Origin of the sequence: Formosa sejongensis (genome assembly GCF_033447105.1) — a bacterium.
In the GTDB taxonomy this organism is placed as follows: Bacteria; Bacteroidota; Bacteroidia; order Flavobacteriales; family Flavobacteriaceae; genus Formosa.
This window is the reverse complement of sequence record NZ_JAWQUN010000001.1, coordinates 239,743-261,746: the sequence shown is the minus strand read 5'-3', so window position 1 is coordinate 261,746 and position 22,004 is coordinate 239,743. Positions and strand designations below refer to the sequence as shown.

Annotated in this window: 19 protein-coding genes and 3 tRNA genes; 11 read left to right on the top strand and 11 right to left on the bottom strand. The window is 33.7% G+C overall.

What is annotated here, in order from left to right:
* Positions 1 to 34 precede the first annotated feature (34 nt).
* The 4 genes from R6X41_RS01095 to lspA are packed head-to-tail and all read left to right on the top strand — an operon-like array spanning position 35 to position 3,621.
* A complete protein-coding gene (locus tag R6X41_RS01095; protein WP_318496810.1) occupies positions 35 to 1,594 on the top strand; it encodes an NAD(P)/FAD-dependent oxidoreductase in 1,560 nt (519 codons plus the stop codon).
* Positions 1,595 to 1,607: 13 nt separating this feature from the next.
* Positions 1,608 to 2,165 (top strand): sugar O-acetyltransferase, encoded by a 558-nt coding sequence (locus tag R6X41_RS01090; protein ID WP_318496809.1) that lies wholly within the window; start codon positions 1,608 to 1,610, stop codon positions 2,163 to 2,165.
* Between the two features lie 59 nt (positions 2,166 to 2,224).
* A complete protein-coding gene (fabD, locus tag R6X41_RS01085) occupies positions 2,225 to 3,121 on the top strand; it encodes an ACP S-malonyltransferase (protein WP_318496808.1) in 897 nt (298 codons plus the stop codon).
* Entirely contained in the window at positions 3,121 to 3,621 is a 501-nt protein-coding gene (lspA, locus tag R6X41_RS01080; RefSeq protein WP_318496807.1) for a signal peptidase II, read from the top strand. Before fabD ends, lspA begins: the two co-directional genes overlap by 1 nt.
* A 38-nt stretch (positions 3,622 to 3,659) precedes the next feature.
* Here lspA and R6X41_RS01075 read toward each other — a convergent pair whose 3' ends face one another.
* The 3 genes from R6X41_RS01075 to R6X41_RS01065 form a co-directional block, all read right to left on the bottom strand.
* A complete protein-coding gene (locus R6X41_RS01075; protein WP_318496806.1) occupies positions 3,660 to 3,851 on the bottom strand; it encodes a hypothetical protein in 192 nt (63 codons plus the stop codon).
* A gap of 242 nt (positions 3,852 to 4,093) precedes the next feature.
* Positions 4,094 to 5,116: a UDP-glucose 4-epimerase GalE gene (galE, locus tag R6X41_RS01070; protein ID WP_318496805.1), complete on the bottom strand. Its 1,023-nt coding sequence runs from the start codon at positions 5,114 to 5,116 to the stop codon at positions 4,094 to 4,096.
* Positions 5,109 to 6,242, bottom strand: a complete 1,134-nt coding sequence (locus tag R6X41_RS01065; RefSeq protein WP_318496804.1) for a DegT/DnrJ/EryC1/StrS family aminotransferase — start codon at positions 6,240 to 6,242, stop codon at positions 5,109 to 5,111. The genes galE and R6X41_RS01065 overlap by 8 nt, the downstream gene beginning before the upstream one ends.
* Positions 6,243 to 6,398: 156 nt before the next feature.
* Here R6X41_RS01065 and R6X41_RS01060 point away from each other — a divergent pair, with 156 nt between their 5' ends.
* Entirely contained in the window at positions 6,399 to 7,634 is a 1,236-nt protein-coding gene (locus R6X41_RS01060; RefSeq protein ID WP_318496803.1) for a 3-deoxy-D-manno-octulosonic acid transferase, read from the top strand.
* A gap of 115 nt (positions 7,635 to 7,749) precedes the next feature.
* Positions 7,750 to 8,142 carry a hypothetical protein gene (locus R6X41_RS01055; protein WP_318496802.1) on the top strand — a complete coding sequence of 131 codons (393 nt, stop codon included), beginning with the start codon at positions 7,750 to 7,752 and terminating at the stop codon, positions 8,140 to 8,142.
* A 214-nt stretch (positions 8,143 to 8,356) separates the two neighbouring features.
* Here R6X41_RS01055 and R6X41_RS01050 read toward each other — a convergent pair whose 3' ends face one another.
* The 3 genes from R6X41_RS01050 to R6X41_RS01040 all read right to left on the bottom strand — a co-directional run bounded on the left by R6X41_RS01050 (position 8,357) and on the right by R6X41_RS01040 (position 12,158).
* Positions 8,357 to 8,809 carry a GNAT family N-acetyltransferase gene (locus R6X41_RS01050; RefSeq protein ID WP_318496801.1) on the bottom strand — a complete coding sequence of 151 codons (453 nt, stop codon included), beginning with the start codon at positions 8,807 to 8,809 and terminating at the stop codon, positions 8,357 to 8,359.
* Between the two features lie 42 nt (positions 8,810 to 8,851).
* Complete coding sequence (gene mgrA, locus R6X41_RS01045; RefSeq protein WP_318496800.1) at positions 8,852 to 9,841, bottom strand: L-glyceraldehyde 3-phosphate reductase; 990 nt, start codon at positions 9,839 to 9,841, stop codon at positions 8,852 to 8,854.
* 67 nt (positions 9,842 to 9,908) lie between these two features.
* Positions 9,909 to 12,158 (bottom strand): transglycosylase domain-containing protein, encoded by a 2,250-nt coding sequence (locus R6X41_RS01040; protein ID WP_318496799.1) that lies wholly within the window; start codon positions 12,156 to 12,158, stop codon positions 9,909 to 9,911.
* A 591-nt stretch (positions 12,159 to 12,749) separates the two neighbouring features.
* Between R6X41_RS01040 and R6X41_RS01035 the strand changes: the two genes are divergently transcribed.
* The 4 genes from R6X41_RS01035 (at position 12,750) to R6X41_RS01020 (ending at position 16,500) form a co-directional block, all read left to right on the top strand.
* A complete protein-coding gene (locus R6X41_RS01035) occupies positions 12,750 to 13,100 on the top strand; it encodes a DUF3302 domain-containing protein (protein ID WP_318496798.1) in 351 nt (116 codons plus the stop codon).
* A 2-nt stretch (positions 13,101 to 13,102) separates the two neighbouring features.
* A complete protein-coding gene (locus R6X41_RS01030) occupies positions 13,103 to 14,233 on the top strand; it encodes an HlyD family secretion protein (protein ID WP_318496797.1) in 1,131 nt (376 codons plus the stop codon).
* An 8-nt stretch (positions 14,234 to 14,241) separates the two neighbouring features.
* A complete protein-coding gene (locus R6X41_RS01025) occupies positions 14,242 to 15,738 on the top strand; it encodes a TolC family protein (RefSeq protein ID WP_318496796.1) in 1,497 nt (498 codons plus the stop codon).
* Positions 15,739 to 16,014: 276 nt separating this feature from the next.
* Complete coding sequence (locus R6X41_RS01020; protein WP_318496795.1) at positions 16,015 to 16,500, top strand: YybH family protein; 486 nt, start codon at positions 16,015 to 16,017, stop codon at positions 16,498 to 16,500.
* A gap of 981 nt (positions 16,501 to 17,481) precedes the next feature.
* On the opposite strand, the gene R6X41_RS01015 is transcribed toward R6X41_RS01020, so the two are convergent.
* Positions 17,482 to 18,663, bottom strand: a complete 1,182-nt coding sequence (locus R6X41_RS01015) for a hypothetical protein (RefSeq protein WP_318496794.1) — start codon at positions 18,661 to 18,663, stop codon at positions 17,482 to 17,484.
* A gap of 726 nt (positions 18,664 to 19,389) precedes the next feature.
* Between R6X41_RS01015 and R6X41_RS01010 the strand changes: the two genes are divergently transcribed.
* Complete coding sequence (locus R6X41_RS01010; protein WP_318496793.1) at positions 19,390 to 20,109, top strand: 3-ketoacyl-ACP reductase; 720 nt, start codon at positions 19,390 to 19,392, stop codon at positions 20,107 to 20,109.
* Positions 20,110 to 20,358: 249 nt separating this feature from the next.
* On the opposite strand, the gene R6X41_RS01005 is transcribed toward R6X41_RS01010, so the two are convergent.
* The 4 genes from R6X41_RS01005 to R6X41_RS00990 all read right to left on the bottom strand — a co-directional run bounded on the left by R6X41_RS01005 (position 20,359) and on the right by R6X41_RS00990 (position 21,906).
* Positions 20,359 to 21,306 carry a sugar phosphate isomerase/epimerase family protein gene (locus R6X41_RS01005; RefSeq protein ID WP_318496792.1) on the bottom strand — a complete coding sequence of 316 codons (948 nt, stop codon included), beginning with the start codon at positions 21,304 to 21,306 and terminating at the stop codon, positions 20,359 to 20,361.
* 234 nt (positions 21,307 to 21,540) lie between these two features.
* Positions 21,541 to 21,626, bottom strand: a tRNA-Leu gene (locus R6X41_RS01000).
* Positions 21,627 to 21,711: 85 nt separating this feature from the next.
* Positions 21,712 to 21,797 (bottom strand) — tRNA-Leu (locus tag R6X41_RS00995).
* 37 nt (positions 21,798 to 21,834) lie between these two features.
* Positions 21,835 to 21,906: transfer RNA gene (locus R6X41_RS00990), tRNA-Gly, on the bottom strand.
* Between the last annotated feature and the right edge of the window lie 98 nt (positions 21,907 to 22,004).

The following is a 22,004-nucleotide window of genomic DNA, read 5'->3' as shown; positions in this document are numbered from 1 at the left end:
GTTGGTTGTTTACAAATTTCTGTAAATTTGCAACATGATAAAAGAAATTCAGCTTCGCGTTTCTCTTGTAGAGGAATCTAAATTCCAAGATACTCTCTTGTGGAAATCTGCTAAAATGTTAGATCTTCAAAAGGAAAAAATTTCTGGTATAAAAGTGCTTCGAAAATCTATCGACGCTAGAAAACCTGCGATAATTTTCAATTATAAAGTAGCTGTTTATATTAACGAGCCACTTCCAGAAACCTCATCATATACTTTCGATTATAAGGACGTTTCTAAAGCAAAACCCGTACACATTATTGGGTTTGGACCTGCTGGAATGTATGCTGCTCTGCGCTGTATAGAATTAGGTTTTAAACCTATTGTTTTAGAACGCGGTAAAAATGTGCAAGACAGACGTCGCGATTTAAAAGCTATAAATCAGGATCATTTTGTAAATGAAGATTCTAATTATTGCTTTGGTGAAGGTGGAGCAGGAACCTATTCCGACGGAAAATTATATACACGTAGTTTAAAGCGTGGAGATGTACGTCGTATATTCGAAAACTTAGTATTTCACGGTGCTACCGATCAGATTCTTGTTGATGCTCATCCACATATCGGAACGAATAAACTCCCAAAAGTGGTTACAAACATTCGTGAAACCATTTTAAAACATGGTGGAGAGGTACATTTTGAAACACGTGTTACAGATTTTACGATTACAAATAATAAAATTCAAGCCATTCAATTGTTAAATGGAGAAGAATTAACAGCAAATCGTGTGATTCTTGCAACAGGGCATTCGGCTCGAGATATTTTCTATTTACTAGATAAAAAGAAGGTCGTTATTGAAGCTAAATCTTTTGCCATGGGCGTTCGTGTAGAGCATCCGCAACACATTATAGACTCTATTCAATACCATTGTACTGGAGACCGAAGCGAATTATTGCCAGCAGCAGCCTACAGTTTGGTTCAGCAAGTAAATGGTCGTGGTGTCTATTCTTTTTGTATGTGTCCCGGTGGATTTATAGTTCCTGCAGCGACAGCTAACGGAGAAATTGTGGTTAACGGAATGTCGCCTTCAAAACGAAATAACGAGTTTGCTAATTCAGGTATTGTAGTCGAAATTAATGCTGACACAGATTTATATAAATACGAACAATTTGGAGCTCTTAAAGCCCTAGAATATCAAAAAGATTTAGAGAAATTAGCCTTTACTTCTGGAGGACGAAGCCAAGTGGCACCTGCACAACGTTTAACCGATTTTGTTGAAGGAAGATTATCTTCAGATTTAAATTCGACTTCATATCAACCTGGTATAAAAAGCGTACCTCTACATTCCTTACTTCCTAAATTAATAGGAAAGAGTTTACGTAAAGGTTTTGAATCCTTCGGACAAAAAATGAAAGGCTATTATACTGCTGAAGCGAATGTAATAGGTGTAGAATCTAGAACCTCATCGCCTGTTAGTATTCCTAGAAACGATAAATTAGAACACCCTCAAATTGAAGGATTATTTCCTTGTGGAGAAGGTGGCGGATATGCTGGAGGTATTGTTTCTGCAGCGATGGACGGTGAACGCTGTGCAGAAGCTGCAATAATAGGATTGTAATAAATTTCAAAATATGACTGAAAGAGAAAAAATGTTAGCTGGCGAATTGTATCGTCCATCAGATCCTGATTTAACTCAAGAACGGTTGCAAGCACGATTACTTTTCCAGAAAGCCAATAGTTTACCCGAAGACTTAAAAAAGGAACGTGATGCTATATTTAATGAATTATTAGATGCTGGTGAAAATTTATGGATAGAACCACCTTTCTATTGCGATTATGGCTCGAATATTAAAGCAGGAAAAAACCTGTTTATGAATTATAATTGCTGTATTCTAGATGTTGGTTTGGTTACCATTGGAGACCATGTTATGTTTGCTCCAAACGTGCAAATATATGCAGCAACTCATCCTATTACTGCCGAACTTAGAAATAGTGGTCAAGAATTAGGTCAGTCTATTACTATCGGAAATAATGTATGGATTGGAGGTAATAGCACAATTTGTCCTGGAGTTACTCTGGGTAATAATGTTGTGGTTGGTGCTGGATCTGTAGTCACAAAAAGTTTTCCAGACAATGTTGTTATAGCGGGTAATCCTGCTAAAATGATTAAAACCATTGATAATAGCTAGCTTAACAAGAATTAAAAATCTAAATTTTATTCTTATTTTTACATTTCAAAATTAAAACTATGAACGCATATATATTTCCAGGACAAGGCGCACAATTCCCAGGAATGGGCTTAGACCTTTACGAAAAATCTAAAGACGCACAAGAATTATTTGAACAAGCTAATTCTATATTAAATTTTCCTATAACAGATATCATGTTTGAAGGTACAGCCGAAGATCTTAAACAAACTAAGGTAACACAACCCGCTATCTTTTTACACTCTGTAATTTTAGCTAAAGTTTTAGGAGACAGCTTTAAACCAGATTTAGTAGCAGGACACTCTTTAGGGGAATTCTCGGCATTAGTTGCTGCAGGTGCTTTAACCTTTAAAGATGGTCTAAAATTAGTTTCGCAACGTGCTCTCGCTATGCAAAAAGCCTGTGAATTAGCACCTAGCACAATGGCTGCTGTTTTAGGTTTGGAAGATAGTGTGGTAGAAGATATTTGTAAATCTATAGACGGTGTTGTTGTTGCTGCTAATTATAACTGCCCAGGACAATTAGTTATTTCTGGTGAAACTGTGGCTGTAGAAAAAGCCTGTGAAGCCTTAAAAGCTGCTGGCGCAAAACGAGCGCTATTGCTACCTGTTGGAGGTGCATTCCACTCACCAATGATGGAGCCTGCTCGCGAAGAATTGGCTGCTGCAATTGAAGCCACTACATTTAGCAAGCCAAGTTGCCCAATCTATCAAAATGTGACTGCTACTGCAGTAACAGATGAAAATGAAATAAAAGCAAACTTAATTTCTCAATTAACATCTCCTGTACGTTGGACACAATCTGTTCAGCAAATGATTGCTGATGGTACAACACATTTCACTGAAGTTGGCCCAGGAAAAGTATTACAAGGTTTGGTTAAAAAAATTGACAAAACAGCTGAAACAGCTTCTGCAACTATTGAAACAGTTTCAAATTAATGAAGATTTCTAGAACTCAATTCATTTTAGGTTTAATTGCCATAAACATAGCTCTCGATCAGATTTCAAAATTTTTGGTTAGAGCTTATGTCACACCCTATGAAACTACAGAATTAATTGGCAATGCATTTATCTTGACCAATGTAGAAAACTCTGGTGCTTTTTTAAGTTTAGGAAGTGATTTAAATCCGACTTTAAAAAGTATTTTTCTTCTTATTCTTCCTATCGCTGTTTTAGGATATGTTACGTATTATATATTAACGCAAAAGAATTTAGACAAATATTCGGTTGTAGGTTTTTCTTGCATCATTGGTGGAGGGATCGCTAATGTTTACGACCGTATTTTATATGGTTCTGTAACAGATTTCTTCCACATAGATTTAGGAGGGATTTTTAGAACCGGTGTTTTTAATATTGCCGATATGTCTGTAATGTTAGGTATGGGACTACTCCTCTATTCTAATTACATCACTAGCAAAAAATCAAAACAAACTGCATAAAAAAAAGCTTCAAGAAATAAACTTGAAGCTTTTTTTTATTAGGCTTGTAAGAGACAATCCTCACAATCTTTTATTTCTCCGTAATACGTTTCTCTGTATTTGTGTAGTGTTCTAATAGGTATATTAAGAAATAACATTTTAATATACGTTACTTTGGTTTGTAAGACTCCCATTTTTTTGGTAAATCTAGCTTCATTTTTAGTTTCCCTCTTTACTGTAATCAATTTCATAATATCATATTTCATTATAACACAAAGATACTTAAAGGAATATCCAAAACCTAGACGACTTCCGTTTACCCTATCATTTAACTATAGAATTACATTTTTATCAGCCTAATTAAGTATACGTTAAAAATATCTCATTAAAAATCGCCTAGACATCGAGAGAAACATCTTACTACCACATATAAAAAAACCTTCTTTACAGCACTTGATAAAGAAGGTTTTCACTAAAATTAACACTACTTAATTTAACTTTTTCTAATTTTTTGTTCCCATTTCCAAGCAGATCTCATGGCATCATCTAAAGTTAATTGAGATTTCCATCCCAACTCATCGTTAGCTTTTTCTGTATTTGCATACGCTGAAACAATATCACCAATTCTGCGTGGTGCCATTTTATAATTTAGTTTTTCTCCTGAAACACGTTCGAAAGCATGTATCACTTCTAAAACAGAACTTCCTGTTCCTGTTCCTAAATTAAACACTTCAAAATTAGATTTGTTTTTATCTCCTAATAATCGTTTTAATGCAATTACATGAGCCTTAGCTAAATCTACAACATGAATATAATCACGAACACATGTTCCATCTGCCGTAGGATAATCGTCTCCAAAAACAGATAACTGCTTACGTAATCCTACAGCTGTTTGAGTTATAAAAGGAACTAAATTTTGAGGCACTCCAATTGGTAATTCACCAATTAATGCCGTTTCATGAGCCCCAATTGGATTAAAATAACGTAATGCAATCGCCTTTAAATTAGGAATAACTTTACAGCTATCTTTTATAATCTCTTCACCTATTTGTTTTGTATTTCCATAAGGAGACTCTGCAGGTTTTATAGGTGCATTTTCAGTTATTGGCAACTCATCTGCTTGTCCATAAACAGTACAAGACGAGCTAAAAATAAAGTTAGCATATTTTAATTTATCGAGTTCTTGCAACACATAAACCAAAGTATTTATGTTGTTTTCGTAATACAAAAGTGGCTTTTCAACACTTTCCCCAACGGCTTTACTCGCGGCAAAATGAATAACACCTTTTACATCACTATGGGTTTTAAAGAATTTCTGAACAGCTTGTTTATCTCTTAAATCAAGTTCTTCAAAAATAGGCTCCTTTCCTGTAACTCCAGTAATTCCTTTTAACACATCGCGAGATGAATTTGAAAGGTTATCAATAATTACGACTTCATAGCCTTCATTTTGAAGTTCTACAACAGTATGAGACCCTATAAAACCAAGCCCACCAGTAACTAATATTTTATCCATTGATAAATGCTTTTACTTTTGTTGTTATAAATTCAATTTGATCGTCGTCTAGCTCTGTATGCATTGGCAAAGAGATAACTTCTTTTACCAATTGATTTGTGACTTTAAAATCGTCTTCGTTATATCGTGAATCTTTATATGCTTTTTGGCTGTGCAAAGGAATTGGATAATACACACCGCAAGGGATATCGTTTTCATTTAAAAACTTAGCTAAACCATCGCGATCAACACCGGTTACTTTAAGTGTATATTGGTGAAACACGTGATTGTCTTCGGCACCATTTCTAAAAGGAATTACAATATGTTTTTCATCTTTAAAAGCGGCATCATACTTATTTGCAGCATCAATTCTTGCTTTATTATAAGTATCTAGGTTTGGTAATTTCACACCTAAGACAGCAGCTTGAATTGCATCTAAACGTGAATTTACTCCCACAACATCATGATGGTAACGTTCGTACATTCCGTGATTAACAATCCCACGAATAGTATGTGCTAATTCATCATTATTGGTAAAAATGGCTCCACCATCTCCATAACAACCTAAATTTTTAGAAGGAAAAAATGATGTTGCAGACACATCTCCTATTGTTCCTGCTTTTACTTTTGTACCATCTTTATAAGTGTAATTTGCTCCAATTGCTTGCGCATTATCTTCAATTACAAATAAATTATTGGCTTTAGCAATCTCCATTATATCCTCCATATTTGCACACTGTCCGAATAAATGAACAGGTACTATAGCCTTTGTTTTTGGAGTAATTGCATTTTTAATGGCATCTACATCTATATTGAACGTATCTGGATCAACATCAACCAAAACAGGAGTTAATTGCAATAACGCAATAACTTCAACAGTTGCAGCAAATGTGAAATCTGTAGTAATAACTTCATCTCCAGGTTTTAAACCTAACCCCATCATTGCGATTTGTAACGCGTCTGTACCGTTCGCACACGGGATTACATGTTTTACACCTAAATACTCTTCTAAGTTTTTCTGAAATTCGTGAACCTTTGGTCCGTTTACAAATGCTGTGGTTTCTAAGACCTCTTGAATAGAATCATTTACAACATCCTTTATTCTAGCATATTGACTTTTTAAGTCAACCATTTGAATTTTTCTCATTTGAAAGAAATTAAAGTCCACTACATCAAAGTATATGAACCATGAATATTAATAAATCCGTTTGGAACATTAAGCTAACGAAATTACAAAAATCAGGAACGTTAACCAATCAAATTATGCCAAAGAAATCCTATTTTTGCGTCAAAGCAATTTAATTTGAGAATTATATACAATATCGGCATATTCCTAGCGAATTATTCACTTCAGGCTATTGGCTTCTTTAATTTAAAAATTAAATCGGGTGTGTTAGGTCGACGTGAAACATTCGATAAATTAAAGCAAAGCATATCGGCTAACGATAAGACACTCTGGTTTCATTGTGCTTCTTTAGGCGAGTATGAACAAGGACTACCTGTGTTTTCAGAACTAAAAAAAAGGTATCCAAACCATAAGGTCGTCTTATCCTTTTTTTCACCATCGGGATACGAAATTAGGAAGAACTCTCCTATTGCAGATTGTGTTGTCTATCTCCCTTTAGATTCCGAACGCAATGCCAAAACATTTCTAGAATTAGTACATCCAGAACTTACCGTATTTGTAAAATATGATATTTGGCCGAATATTTTAAATGAATTAAAACGCAGACACGGAAAAGCAATTTTAATTTCAGCACTATTTAGAAAAGAACAAACCTTCTTTAAATCTTATGGTACTTTTATGAGGCAGGCATTATTTGCATTCGAACATATTTTTACTCAAGATGAAGTTTCAAAACAACTGCTTCAATCTATAAATTATACTACCGTTAGTGTTTCTGGAGATACCCGTTTCGATCGTGTAACCAATCAATTAAGTATTGATAATTCTTTGGCTTTTATTGCTGAATTTAAAAACAATAAATTATGTTTTGTTTCAGGAAGTACTTGGCCAGACGATGAAAAATTACTCGTTAGCTACATCAATAATGAAGCTTCAAAAGATGTGAAATTTATTATTGCTCCACATAATATTAAGCCCAATCAGATCAATCAGCTTAAAAATAGTTTAAATGTAGAAACAGTTTTGTTTTCAGAAAAAGACAGTAAAGATATATCGACTGCTCAAGTTTTTATAATTGATACCATTGGCATTTTAACCAAAATTTACAACTACGCCAACATTGCATATATTGGTGGAGCTGTTGGGAATACTGGACTTCATAACACTCTAGAAGCCGCCGTTTTTGGAGTTCCTATTATTATTGGCAGCAACTACCAGAAATTTCCTGAGGCTAAAGATTTAATTGCAAATCAAGGCATGTTTTCAATTAAAAATCAAACGGAATTAAACGAAATCATTAATAAGCTTGTAAATAATTCAGAATTTAGAGAAACTTCTGGAGCTAAAAATGCTACTTATATTAAAGACAACACTGGAGCCGTAAACATAATTACCCGATATATAACGAGTTAAATATACTGAATAGTGTTTTTTATATTAATTGTTAAAAAAATTAACATTTAAAATATTATGATTAACTAGAAGTTAGTAACTTGCTACCCTAAAAAATTAACAAAACACTAATATTATGAAAAAAGTTATTTTAAGCGCTGCACTTGTGTTTGCTTTAGGAACAACATTCACATCTTGTAGAGATGCAAAAGAAAAATCTGAAGATGCTGGTGATTCTATAGAAAATGCAGCTGATGAAGCTGGTCATGCTATTGAAGATACTGCTGATGATTCTGCAGATGCTATAGACCATGCTGCAACTAAGACTGGTGAAGCTATTGATGATGCTGCTGACGCTACTGGAGACGCAGTTAAAGATGCTGTAGACGCTACAGGAGACGCTATCGACGATGCTGCAGATGCAACTGGTAACGCAATAGACGATGCAGCTCACGCTGTTGAAGGTGCTGCAAAAGACACAAAAAAAGCTGTTGAAAAAACGGCTAAAGATGTAAAAGATGCTATCTAATTAAACGAATTAGAATTTCATTTATAAAAAAAATCCTTGTAAAATTTACAAGGATTTTTTTTATTTATCTATTTGATATTTATAAGCTTTTAAAGCATATTCAGAATCAAGTACCTTTCCTAATAGGATTTCACTTTTTACCTCCTAATGTTCTATTTAATTTTCAGAAATTTCTCTACTGCTTTATTAATAGTTATACTGTACAAATGACGATCTAATTTATTAGCTTTTCAAAACACCTACTATTTTCCACTTCTGCATATTGTCCATAATTAGGAATTAAAACATATCCATTTTTTTCATAAAGACGTATCGCTTCAGGTTGTTTCATCCCTGTTTCCAAAATACATTTTTTATAAGACAAATCGGAAGTCCATTTTTCTAATTCAGACAATACCAAAGATGCTATTCCTTTACCCCTCTCTTTCTCTAAAGTGAACATCCGTTTAACTTCCATAGTATTTTTATCGTATGGCTTTATGGCTCCACAACTAATAGCAAGGTCGTGTTCATAAGCAATAACAACATGTTTAATTTTATCTACAGTATTAAATTGCGCGTAAAAAGAATGATCTTCTCCATCTCTTTCTGCTAAATCAGAATCTAGATATTGTACAAGTTCAATAAAATCCTTATTCTCAGAATTCGTTCTTACTATTTTTATCATTGGATTTCATTTTTAACTTATTAAAACAAGCTGCCTAAAAAACTATCCTTTTAAAACAACCTCAATAGCTTCTAATTCTGAAGTTGAAAAGTCAAGATTTTTTAAGGCTCCTAAATTATCAATTAATTGTTTTTCACTACTCACACCAACCAAAACAGAAGTAATTCTATCGTCTTTTAACAACCAAGACACAGCCATTTGAGCTAAACTTTGGTTACGATTTTCGGCTATGTCATTTAACTTAACAACTTTATTAATTACATCTTGAGTAACCGTTTCTTTCTGAAGAAATCCGGTAGATTTTGCCGCTCTGGAGTTTTCAGGAATACCTTTAATATATTTATTAGTTAGAAGTCCTTGTGCTAAAGGCGAAAATGCAATCGCTCCAATACCTTCATCTCCTAAAACGTCTAACAAACCATCTTCCGCCCAACGGTCGAACATACTATATCGTGGCTGATGAATTAAACACGGCGTACCCAATTCCTTTAAAATTCTTGAAGCTTTTAATGTATCTTCTGCATTATAATTAGAGACTCCAACATATAAGGCTTTTCCTTGACGCACAATTAAATCTAAGGCCGTCATGGTTTCCTCCAAAGGTGTGTTCGGATCTGGGCGATGATGATAAAACACATCGACATAATCCAGATCCATGCGCTTTAAACTTTGGTCTAAACTAGATACCAAATATTTTTTAGAACCCCAATCTCCATAAGGCCCCGGCCACATACCATACCCTGCTTTAGTAGATATAATAAGTTCATCTCGATACGGCAAGAAACTAGCTTTTAAAATTTTTCCAAAATTACTTTCTGCACTTCCTGGAGGCGGCCCATAATTATTCGCTAAATCGAAATGAGTAATACCATTATCGAAAGCTGTGTGCAACATTTGTTTTCCGTTTTCAATCGTGTCTACATCTCCGAAATTATGCCATAAACCCAAAGAAATAGGAGGTAAAACAATTCCGCTTTTGCCACATCTTCTGTAAGACATGTCTTTATATCTATTCTCGTTTGCTTGATACATTATATTCTATTTAATTCAACTAGGTTTCAAAAATATGAAATAATTACCCGGCAATGTCTAAATGAATTTACTCACCGAATGCTTTCTCCTTTTCCTGTTTTCCGAATAAACGCTTAAAGAACCCATCACGTTTATCTGAATTACAATCTAGAGCTTCCAAAACGGCTTCTGAAGGTGTTTCAAAACTCGCTTTTGTAACACCATTGAAATCACTATTTTTATTTAATTGAGTCACAAAATTAGCTACTATTGGCAAAGCAGAATTCGCACCCTGACCTATTGCCGTACTGCTAAATCCAATACGATGATCGTCGTTTCCAACCCAAGAACCCATGACTAAATTTGGAGTAATCCCCATAAACCAACCATCGCGATTATCTTGTGTCGTTCCTGTTTTTCCAGCCATAGCATTTGGTAAATTATATGTTGAACGGATGCGTTTTGCAGTGCCTTCGTTTACCGTTGCTTTCATAAACTCTATCATGGTTTGGCGCGTATTTTCGGAAAATGCAGGCCTCATAGGAGTCGACGGTTTATATTCGTACAAAACAGTACCATCTTTATCTTCAATTTTTTCAATAAAATAAGGTTTGGAAGGAATACTTTGGTTAACATAACTAGTATAAGCCGATGTTAATTCTATAAGCGATAATTCTGCAGTTCCTAATGCTAAAGATGGCACATCAGGCAATTCTGAAGTCACACCCATTTTACGTGCTTGATTAATAACAGCAGGTATGCCAACTACATCCAACACTTTTACAGCAATAGTATTTATAGATTGGCTCAACGCTTTTTCTAATGAATAATTCATATGCGGATCTGCTTCATCTTTCGATGCGTTTGATGGCGTCCAACCTTCCTCGTTGGTATATGTTACTTCCTTAACCGAAATATATGTGCACGGATCCATACCAGATTCTAATGCTGCAGTGTATACAAAAGGCTTAAACGTAGAACCTACTTGTCGTTTACCCATAGACACATGGTCGTACTTAAAATGTTCAAAATTAATACCGCCAACATAGGCTCTAATTGCTCCCGATTGTGGTTCTAAAGCTATAAATCCGGCATTTAAGAACTTTAAGTAATACTTTAAACTATCTATTGTCGATACTGAAACAATGGTATCTCCCTCGTAACTAAAAAGAGGTTGTTTACGCTTTTTAGATAGAGAATCCATGATTTGGGATTCTGATAATTTCTTTTCCTTTAATCGTTTATATTCTGGTAATTTTTGAACTAATTCCTTAATTAATGATTCGTCTTTTATCCAAGGCGCATTAGCTCCATATGCTTTTTCGTATTGATTTTGCAAACGCTCCATGTGATTGGTCATGCCTTTTTGAGCATATTCTTGCATGGTATTATCTAAAGTAGTTGTGATTTTCAAACCATCTTTATACAAATCGAAAGCACTTCCTGTGTTGTCATTAATGCTATCTAAAATATAAGACACGTGTTTACGTACGTTTTCACGGAAATAAGGTGCTAAACCTTCATTATATGTAAACTTATGATAATCTATTTCTACAGGATAATCACTTACTTTTGAACGTGTCGCTTCATCAATATAACCGTATTTTACCATTTGTTGCAAAACGACATCGCGTCGTAATTGACTGCGTTCTGGAAATAATCGCGGATTATAACTATGATTTGCTTTTAATGTTCCTACTAAAGTGGAGGCTTCAGATAAACTAAGATTTTTAGTTGTCGTGTTAAAAAACCGTTGTGCAGCACTTTCTATTCCAAATGTATTTTCACTAAACGGCACCGTATTTAAATACAACGCAACAATGTCGTTTTTATCGTAAACATCTTCAATTCGCGTTGCTATAATCATTTCCTTAATTTTGTTTACAGGCATCGATAACAACCAATAATTTTCTCTTCCATAAAGGTTTTTAGCCAATTGTTGTGTTATCGTACTTCCTCCACCGGCAGAATCATCTTGAAGCAACACACTTTTAAAAAACACTCTAAAAAAACTTTGATAATCGATACCTCCATGTTCGTAAAAACGCGCGTCTTCAGTTGCGACCAAACCATTTACAAGGTATTCTGGCAAATCGTTAAAACTTATGATACTTCTATCGAATACAAAATATTTACCAAGTAAATCTCCATTATGATCTAAAATCAGACTTGCTTCAGCTTGTTTTAAATCAGATAAATCAGCTTTTGAAGGTATTTTCCCCCACAACCCAAAATAAATACTTCCTATAAAAAGCAGTAATAAAACAATTCCTAAAGCCAATAACTTAAACAATATAGCGAACCAGCTTCTCTTTTTACTTCTCGTGTCTTTTTTCAATTTTACCTTTTAATATGTCTTTGTTTATTCAAATTAAAATTTATCTAAAACAAAGTCAATCGTTTCCTTTTGTAAAGCTATGGAAGAACAATCAAATTTCAAACAAAATTTATATTCTGATTTAATGAATCACACAGTTACAACCTTAATACTTCGTTTTAATTTGTTTGATTTAAGACTACAACGTAAGATCATTATAAATATATCCAATCACTTTTAAAACACAAACAATACCTATATATGCGAGTATGTTTTCTTACAGCATAGACAAATCACTTCATAAAGTAAAGCCATATTTTAAATACTAATCTGTTTTAAATTAGATCGCTTAAAGTAAAAATCGATTCATAAATCATCTAAAAAGCTATATTTTCAATCGATGTAAATTGAGAATAACAGTTATAAACCATTTAAAACAGACCTGTAGAAGCTATTGTTACAGCTATTTTCATATATTTATAGCCTAATAGATTTAACAAATTATTGGCAATCTTTTAAAACATAACATAACTAGACTTTAATTTTTCAAATTACGAAAACGTATTAGCTATTATAACAACTATAAATTTTAAACAACCTATCTAGTCATACATGAAAATCAAGTATATATCATTATTTCTCATTGTTAGCATATTTATTATGATTGTCGCTGGCATTTATATGATTCACACCTACCCAGGCAAGGTCGCAGCCAAAAGAAAACATCCGCAGTTAAAAGCGATCGAAGTAACCTCTCTTACGGGTTTAATCTTTTTTCCACTTTGGATTTTTGCTCTTATATGGGCCCATTCGAATGCCGTACTAGGAAATCTTTATAATACAGGAGATGGAATTCTAGATGCAGATGAACCAAATACTAAAGCAGAAAAATTAGCTATAGACACCTCTACTGAAGAACAAGTACCTGCAACGAAAAATCAAAAACCAACAGATAATTTATAAACATGGAAGTCGTTGTAACTATTGCTTATTATTTCTTTATACGAATGATATTTGTTGATTTTAAATGGTTGAAATTCAATATGTTTTGGCAATTTATTGTCTTTGGAATATATCTAGCTGCTGTATTAACAGAGGTTGTTGGATTAGGACAATACACACCTTATAGCGAAACTACTTATGTGCAAGCATATGTTATTCCTATGGCGCCAGAATATGGTGGAATTTTAAAAAAGGTACACGTAAAATCGAATGTTCAGGTAAAAAAAGGAGACACCTTATTTCAGATGGATCCTTCGGAATTCCAGTATCGCGTAAATGAAATGGAAGCAAAACTATCTGCTTCAGGAACCAATGTTTCTATTTTAAGTGAGCAAGTCGCTGAAGCTAGAGCTGAAATTTCCATATCGCAAGCTGCTTTAAAAACAGCTAAAATGGAATATGAACAAATATTAAAAGCTTCTAAACAAAATGCGGTAGCTCAAATAACTGTCGAACAATATGCCATTAATGTAGAGAATTCAAAAGCTCAACTTACACGAAACCAAGCTGCTTTAAACAGCAATTTGTTAGCCTATGAGTCTGAAACTTCTGGACAACCAACAGACATTGCCGAAGCCATTGCTAATTTAGAGAAGGCCAAATATAACTTAACCCAAACAGCTATTCTAGCACCCTCTAATGGTTATGTTACATATTTACAAATACATCCTGGTAGTTTCATTAGAATGAAGCAGCCTATTATGACCTTTGTGAGTACAGACGAATATTGGCTACTTACTCAATATACTCAATTTGGTGTCCAACATGTGGAACCTGGAGATATTTGTGATATTGCACTTAGAATGTATCCTGGAGAAATTTTCTCAGGTCAAGTTGAAGAGATTTATTGGAGTAGCGGAAATGCACAAGGTGAAATCGGAGGACGCATCCCTACTGAAAATGAAATTCAGCCTGCAAACACTTTTATGGTCCGTATAAAAGTTAACGAAAAAGAAGGCTTTCCGTTACGTTTTGGAGCTAGTGGAATTTCAGCTATTTACACAAAAAACGCTATAGATGTTGTCATATTTTTACGTCAACTTGAAATTCAGAGCGAAAGCTTCCTTAATTACATTTATAACCCATTTAGATAAAAAATTTAATGAATTCGAACTCGAATTTTTCTTTCAAACAGTATTGGGTTACCCTTTTTTCTATAGCTCTTTTTGGAATGGTTTTATTGTTTCAAGGTTGTAAAGCTGTGGGTCCAGATTACACGACCCCAATTGATCCTGTACCCAACGCATGGGATTTAAAAATTCAATCTAAACTTGTAAAAGAACCTAAATCTGATTTAGAAAACTGGTGGACATTATTTAATGATCCTATTTTAAATGCCCTTATTGAGAAAGCAAAGTCACAAAATAGAAATTTAAAAATAGCCTATTCAAGAGTTATAGAAGCACGTACAGAAATGAGTGGTGTTTCGGGAGCTAAACTACCAAGTCTTGAAACATCTGCTAGTGTAGGTGTTGAAAAGCAAAGTGATTTAGGAAGTTTAAAACCGCTAGCACCTGCAAATGGTTTTAAACCCCAAGGTATTTTTCAGCAAGGGTTTAGTTCGTCTTGGGAAATAGACGTATTTGGTCGTGTACGTCGCTCGATGGAAGCTGCCAATTATGCTTATGAAACTTCGATTCAAGACTATTACGATGTTATGACTGTACTTTTAGCAGATGTAGCAATTAATTATCTAGATCTTAGATCTAAACAACAACAAAGGGTTAATACTGAAAAAAATGTTATTGCTCAAGAAGAATCTTTAACCTTAACGGAAGTCATGTTTAATTCAGGAATAAGTTCCTATTTAGATGTCGTACAAGCTAAATCTAATTTATTAGAAACCAAATCTCAGATTCCTGATTATAAGTTAGGAGAATACAAAGCTATAAACAAATTGTCTCAGTTATTGGGCACAACATACGATAGTTTAGGAATTGATTTATATGAAATTGGTAAAATTCCAATGGGTAACACCAATTTTAATGTGGGATTACCAACAGATTTATTGAGACAGCGACCAGATATTAGAGCAGCCGAACTTAATATTGCAATGAACAATGCTAAAATAGGTGTTTCAACCGCCGATTTATATCCTACATTTTCATTAGGTGGTTTTTTTGGTTTTGATTCTCAGGATGCAGGAAACTTGTTTTCGGTACCGGGCATGAACTGGGGTCTTTCGTTACCAATAAGTTGGCAAATTTTTAATAGAAAGCAAATCAAGGCTAATATTGCAATCAATGAGCAACAAACACAACAAGCCTTATTAAACTATGAAAACACCGTATTGAAGGCATATATTGAAGTGGAGGATTTATTGGTTTCATTACACATGAATCAAGAAAAATACAAATTCATTTCGGAAGCAGTAGGCCAAACTGAAGAAGCGGTAGGATTAGTAAAAATACAATACGACACTCAAATTACCGATTTTCAAAATGTACTAGATACTCAGCGTTCTCTTTTTCGACAACAAAATCAAAAAGTAACTTCAGAAACAGATATTGTTATCAACCTCATCAAACTATACAAGGCTCTTGGTGGTGGTTGGACTATACAAGAAGAAGTTATCACTATTAATACAAATAAAGAATAAGCAGACTACAATAGTAGATACATCTAATTATTCCTAGAGTATTTTAACAAATTTGTCATTCTAAAAACATAACTCTGCATATTGGCGAGTATAAAATCCATCACTAAGAAAGAAGGTTTCACACTAAAAAATACCGCATAAAAAACACCTGACGATAATTACTTATAAAGTAATTTTAAAACATTTTGAAGGTAAATAAATGTTAGTCAAATATATTGCTGATTTTATATTACTTTTGACATAACAATAAAATCATTTTTTTAATAAAGGATAATTATGAAAAACATATTTGTAAAAGGAATCATAGTAGGCTGTATCGCCTTATTAATGACTTCTTGTAATACTAATAATGAAAATCCAACTTCAGTATCAATTGATAAAGAACAAATAAAAAAAGATATTCAAGCAAGGGAAAACCAATTTTCTGAAATTTATAATAGTGGAGAACTTAAAAACATAGGTTATTATGCTGATGATGCTGTGACTTTTTATCAAAACAGTACACCTATTAGAAACAAAGAAGATCGTTTGAAATTTTTAAAATTAGATTTAGCGTCTAATAGTAACAAAATTTCATTCACTACTCTTGAAGTATTTCCTTCTGAAAGTGGACTTCAAGTTTTGGAATTAGGTTATTATTCTGTAGTTGATTCTACAAATACAGCAATTAATACAGGAAATTACATGAGCCTTTTTGAAAAAAGAGACGGACAATATGTATGTCTTAGAGATATGAGTGCATCTGACATGCCACTTGACTAGCGCTATAAACAATACTGATTATTAAGTGTTAATGATAAAAGCTGAACAATGATCTCATTGTTCAGCTTTTTGATTTATATACTGTTTCTTTTTAATTTTTCTGCTGAAGTAACAATAAATCCCTGATTATCTATTTCGCTTGATCAAATCTTCCTATTTGCCTTATCAACGAGTAATTCATTAGAGAAAATTTTGGCAACTTATTGCTGGTCTTTAAAGAGTTTACACACTCGTATTAGTGACTGCTTTAAGGTTTAGACACTCATTAATTACCCCGAAGTACGTTTGTTAAGATATCAAGGCTCCCTTCTCACAAACCTAATTTTCACATCAAGTTAAAGCCGTTTCTATTCCTTTGTTTCAGGCTAAGATAGAACTTAGTCATCTATACAAAAAAGGACTTTGGTTCGCTTAGATTATGAGTTCCTAATTAGCTCAAGCACAAAAGGAGAATCCATTGTCTGTTTTAGCTCGTTTGATACATCTTCTTTCTGTAACTTTATTTTACTCAGTTTTTAGTGTTTTCTTATTAATCGTGTCCTAAATAATATTATATGTTCATTTTTTTCATTGATAAAAAAACCCTTCGACTTCGCTCTGGATAAACCAAGCCAAAAAAATCTAGGCTTACGAACTTTTATCTAAATTTTTCGTTCAGTATCTAAATTTAAAGAACTCGCTACTAAAAATCAATAATATAGAAACATAGGTTTAGCTCAAACAGCTTTAAATTTCGCGATACTTTCTCTTCAAATTTTACGATAAATTTTCGATAGGCCAACCCAAAAAACAAAATTCAACTTATGTAGAAAAAGTACCTCCCTCAGCGCAAGTAATTTAATAAAGTCAGTACAGGTCAATCTTTTTTAAAAAAGAGATTAATCGTTTAGGACGCTATTGATTTTAAGACATGACATAAAAAAAAGCCTACTTCATTTGAAATAGACTCTTTTTTTTATCACTTTATACTTTAATGAAATTTTATCTTAACCTTCCTTGGCTTGCACGAACTGAACTTGTAGCAGAACGAGATGAAGACCCCATGTTTCTAGATGCAGACGATCTATTCAAATTAGATGTGGTAGCACGGCTAGTTGTTGTTCTATTGGTCGTTGCACTTGTTGCTCTACTATTATTATTTAAGGTCGTCGCCCTATTAGTAGTTGTTGTCGTCGGTCTGCTATTGGTTGTCGAAGCTCTATTTGAGTTTCTAGACTGTGTGTTCGACGCGTTCGTTGAAGCCCTGTTATAAGTAGAAGCTCCATTGGATACACGTGCATTCTGTGAAGTTGTAGGACGCGAACCACCTTGTCCAGACGTTTTGAAATTTCCATTTCTAATATTATTATTTACGGTCGCAGAAGTGTTTCTTTTATTGTTATTATAATTATTATACGTCTTACTGTTATTAATATTTACAGTGGTATGGCCTGGATGACCACCACCTGGATGTCCTCCTCCTGGAGGTCGACCATAATAACCACCATGATAACCACCATGGTTATGCCAATGATTATGTCTATATATACCAATACTTACCACAGCCCATGGTCTCCAATACGGCGGATAAAAACCATAATAATATGTTGGATAATAAGGCACATATACAGGCGAATATACGTATTGCACTATTGGAGCCGATTGTACTACCACTATTTTAGTCGAAGCCTCAACATTTACGGTTACAGGATTACTCCCTACATAAGCCGGATTTGCAGTTACTGATTCTCTAGCTTCGGAAAGAGGCTCGATAACATAATCTGCTCCGTACAATGCCTTATCTCCTATAATCTGCATTGAAACCTTTCCTGCCGAATCTTTAGCTACTATAATAACAGCAACATCCTGAGTTTCCTTTGAACTTACTAAATCTTGAAGAATAAATAAAAAATCTTCACCGTCTTGCTCGGTTACTACTTTGATAAAATCAACCTTTCCATCATTATTTAAATCTAAATTGACGATGCCATCTTTTTCATCATTTAAAGATTTTTCAAAATCTTCAATGGTCTTTGACTTTTGAAAAAGGTCTAATACCGCATAAAGATCTAAGTCATCTCCTGGCAAACCTAATAAGGGCTGTTCTGTCTCTGATTGAGAAAAAGCAGAAAAGCTAACTAAACTAATCGCTAGCAGGATAATTGATAAATATCTTGTTTTCATATTATAATTTTATTTATTCCTCATAAAAATGAGAACTTGAATTATTGTTATAGTCTGAATTATTGTGGATTACAAGTATTCAAAAAACCTAAAAACTAAATAATAATGATTCTGTTTTCACAAATATACTCGATTTGACTTTATATCTCATTTATTTGTGTTTTGCTTTTTATAAAGGTTTTCTTTACTATTTCATTGAGTCTAAACAATAACTGTTCCAAAACTAAATTCCCTTATTAATCCACAAAAAAACATAGTCGTATATAAGCAGTCATTTCGCTTTCTCATATTCGTATTACACAAGCTATGAGATATATCCATTAAAGCAAAGCAGACATAAAAACCAAGTAGTTTTTATCAATATAAAAAAGCATTTAGTATGTTCAGAGCTTTATCGACCTTATCACAAACAAGTTATTTCTTCAGAAGATTTAGATGTGTTTTTAATTATGAAAAAAGAAAATGTAGCTGATCTAAAACTTACGAAGCAATTCAGAATAATAAAAATGAAAAAAATAATTTAGGTTACTTAGGCAAGATAGTTACTCAAAATAATCGAATCTAACAGAATTTAAAATCTTGCTCGCTTACGTTTGATGACCTTAAAATAAACTAAGAACGATACCATTCCCAACTAGATTTTGTAATTTAGCCTTAAATAGATAAAGCTAATTGTGTAGTAGTATCATCTTTAATATTACACCGAATTTATAAAAGAAAAGAGACATGACAAATTTGAAAAGTAAAAAAGCCATTATCACTGGAGGTGGTAGAGGATTAGGAAAAGCGACAGCCATAGCATTTGCAAAAGAAGGTGTTGATGTGGCTATTACAGGAAGAAATGAAGCCGTTTTAAAAGAAACAGTTGCCGAATTGAAAGCTCTAGGCGTTAACGCGATTTATTCAGTATTTGATGTTGGTAATTACGAAGAAGTAAAAACGGGAATTAAAGCTATTATAGATACCCTTGGCGGTATTGATATCTTAGTAAATAATGCCGGAATCGCTGCTTTTGGAACATTAAATGATATGGAAGTTAACCAATGGAGCCAGATTATTCAAACAAATGTTATGGGTATGTATTACGTAACCAAAGCGGTTTTACCTCACTTAATAAATCAAAATGAAGGTGACATTATTAATGTATCCTCGACAGCAGGATTAAGCGGAAACGCAACGACATCTGCGTATTCTGCATCTAAATTCGCTGTTATTGGAATGTCGGAATCCCTAATGAAGGAAGTCCGTAAAAACAATATAAGAGTGTGCACTTTAACACCAAGCACCATAGCATCTGATATGTCTGTAGAATTAGGTATCGCAAATAAAGATTCTGAAGATAGTGTTTTGCAACCTGAAGATTTTGCCGAATTAATAATTGCAGGTTTAAAATTACCAAGAAGAGCAATGCTTAAAAGCGCTGCCTTATGGTCTACAAACCCATAATTTAGAAGGATATAAACCGAAAAAGGATCAGAACAATTTAGCGCTGCAACAAAAGATTATTTGCAAAAACTGTTCAGGTTTGAAACTAATAAACAAAAATGTTCCTGAGATATTATTTCGAAGGAACATTTTTTATTAAACAGTTCTCGCAATTGCCGTTTTATTTAGCACCCTTTTTTATAAAAGAAAACGGAAAGCCTTTCAATAATAACCAATCACAAAAATCATGAGTTTACAAATTAAGCGCACCTAAGATGCTTTCCAAATCTTACGAATCGTATTTAGATCTTTCTTCATCGCATCATAGACCACTTTTTTATCTACTGTAAGAGAGGTACTTCCTTTTTCTGCTCCACCCAATGGATATTCTAAATGCAGTGATACTGGCGGGTTCAAACCATAACCTTTCAATAATTTAAAATAAGTTGTAAAATCTACCATGCCTTCACCTATCGGCACATTTATAGGCTGCCATTTTCCATTTTGTTGGCCCCATTTAAAATCCTTTAAAACAATGACTTTTATACTCTTTTGAAGCAATTCTAAGCCGTTTTCCCACGACAAACCGCCTTCGACTAATGCATGTCGAATATCGTACTGAGCTCCAAAATATTTAGGATTCACCGTTTCTAACAACTTATAAACCTCCCAATAAGACCCTCCAACACTGCGTCCCGCATGATTTTGATAACAACCAATTATATTATACTCTTGATTAAGAATACTTAGTGCATGCGTTTGCTTTTGGTAGTGTGCCAAAGATTCTGTAAAAGAAATACCATCTATATATTTAAACCAATTTGTTCTATAAAAAGACACATCATTATCCCCAGCCGTTTTAATAATATCCACATCTAAAGGATTGGTAACCCCTTCAATACTTGTCGTAATCATTTTACAGGTACTCCCCCCTTTTTTCAGATCCTGAATAGCAATAGGAAGATTTGTTTTTACATTTTCAGGAAGTACATGTCCATTTGGTCTCACCGTTAAATCGACACCATTAAAGCCCAATTCTGAAGCTATTTGTCCAGTTTCCTTATAATCTAAAAATTGCAAATGTTTGGAGAATATGCTAACATCTAATTCCTCTGACGGCAGGAACTCATTACCTATAGAAAAAGGCATACCCATTAATGGAAGGCTCGACGCTACTACAGTTGTCTTTTTTATAAAATCTCTTCTGGATAAGCTCATATTAGGTTATGATAATTAGTTTCTGAAGTCAATGTTTAATGAAGAAAAGATACATCTTTTAATTCTAATTTCCGAAAATGAATATGTTGAATCTTTTAGAATTCAAAAAATTAAAATGTGATTAAGAGGATAGACAACATGACGTTCGCGTTAGATTCTGAAACAAATTCAGAATGACGCCATGTTTAGATATTGAACAAAAAAAAGCCTCTATCTTTCGATAAAGGCTTATTGTACTGAAAGCGGGACTTGAACCCGCACGGGCATTACTACCCATTGGATTTTAAGTCCAACGTGTCTACCAATTCCACCATTTCAGCATGGTATAAATTTTTATAATACAGTCTATATAAAAGAACTACAATTTGTAATAAAAAAGCCTCTATCTTTCGATAAAGGCTTTAGTACTGAAAGCGGGACTTGAACCCGCACGGGCATTACTACCCATTGGATTTTAAGTCCAACGTGTCTACCAATTCCACCATTTCAGCATTTGGTATATTTTTTTGAAAAATCAAAACAGTATAGAGCGAAAGACGGGATTTGAACCCGCGACCCCCACCTTGGCAAGGTGATGCTCTACCCCTGAGCTACTTTCGCGTAGTCTTTTAATGAACGTCGCAACATTGCTATTGCGGATGCAAATTTAGAACTTTTCTTGGTATCTCAAAGCTTTTTTAAAAAAAAATTCAAACTAT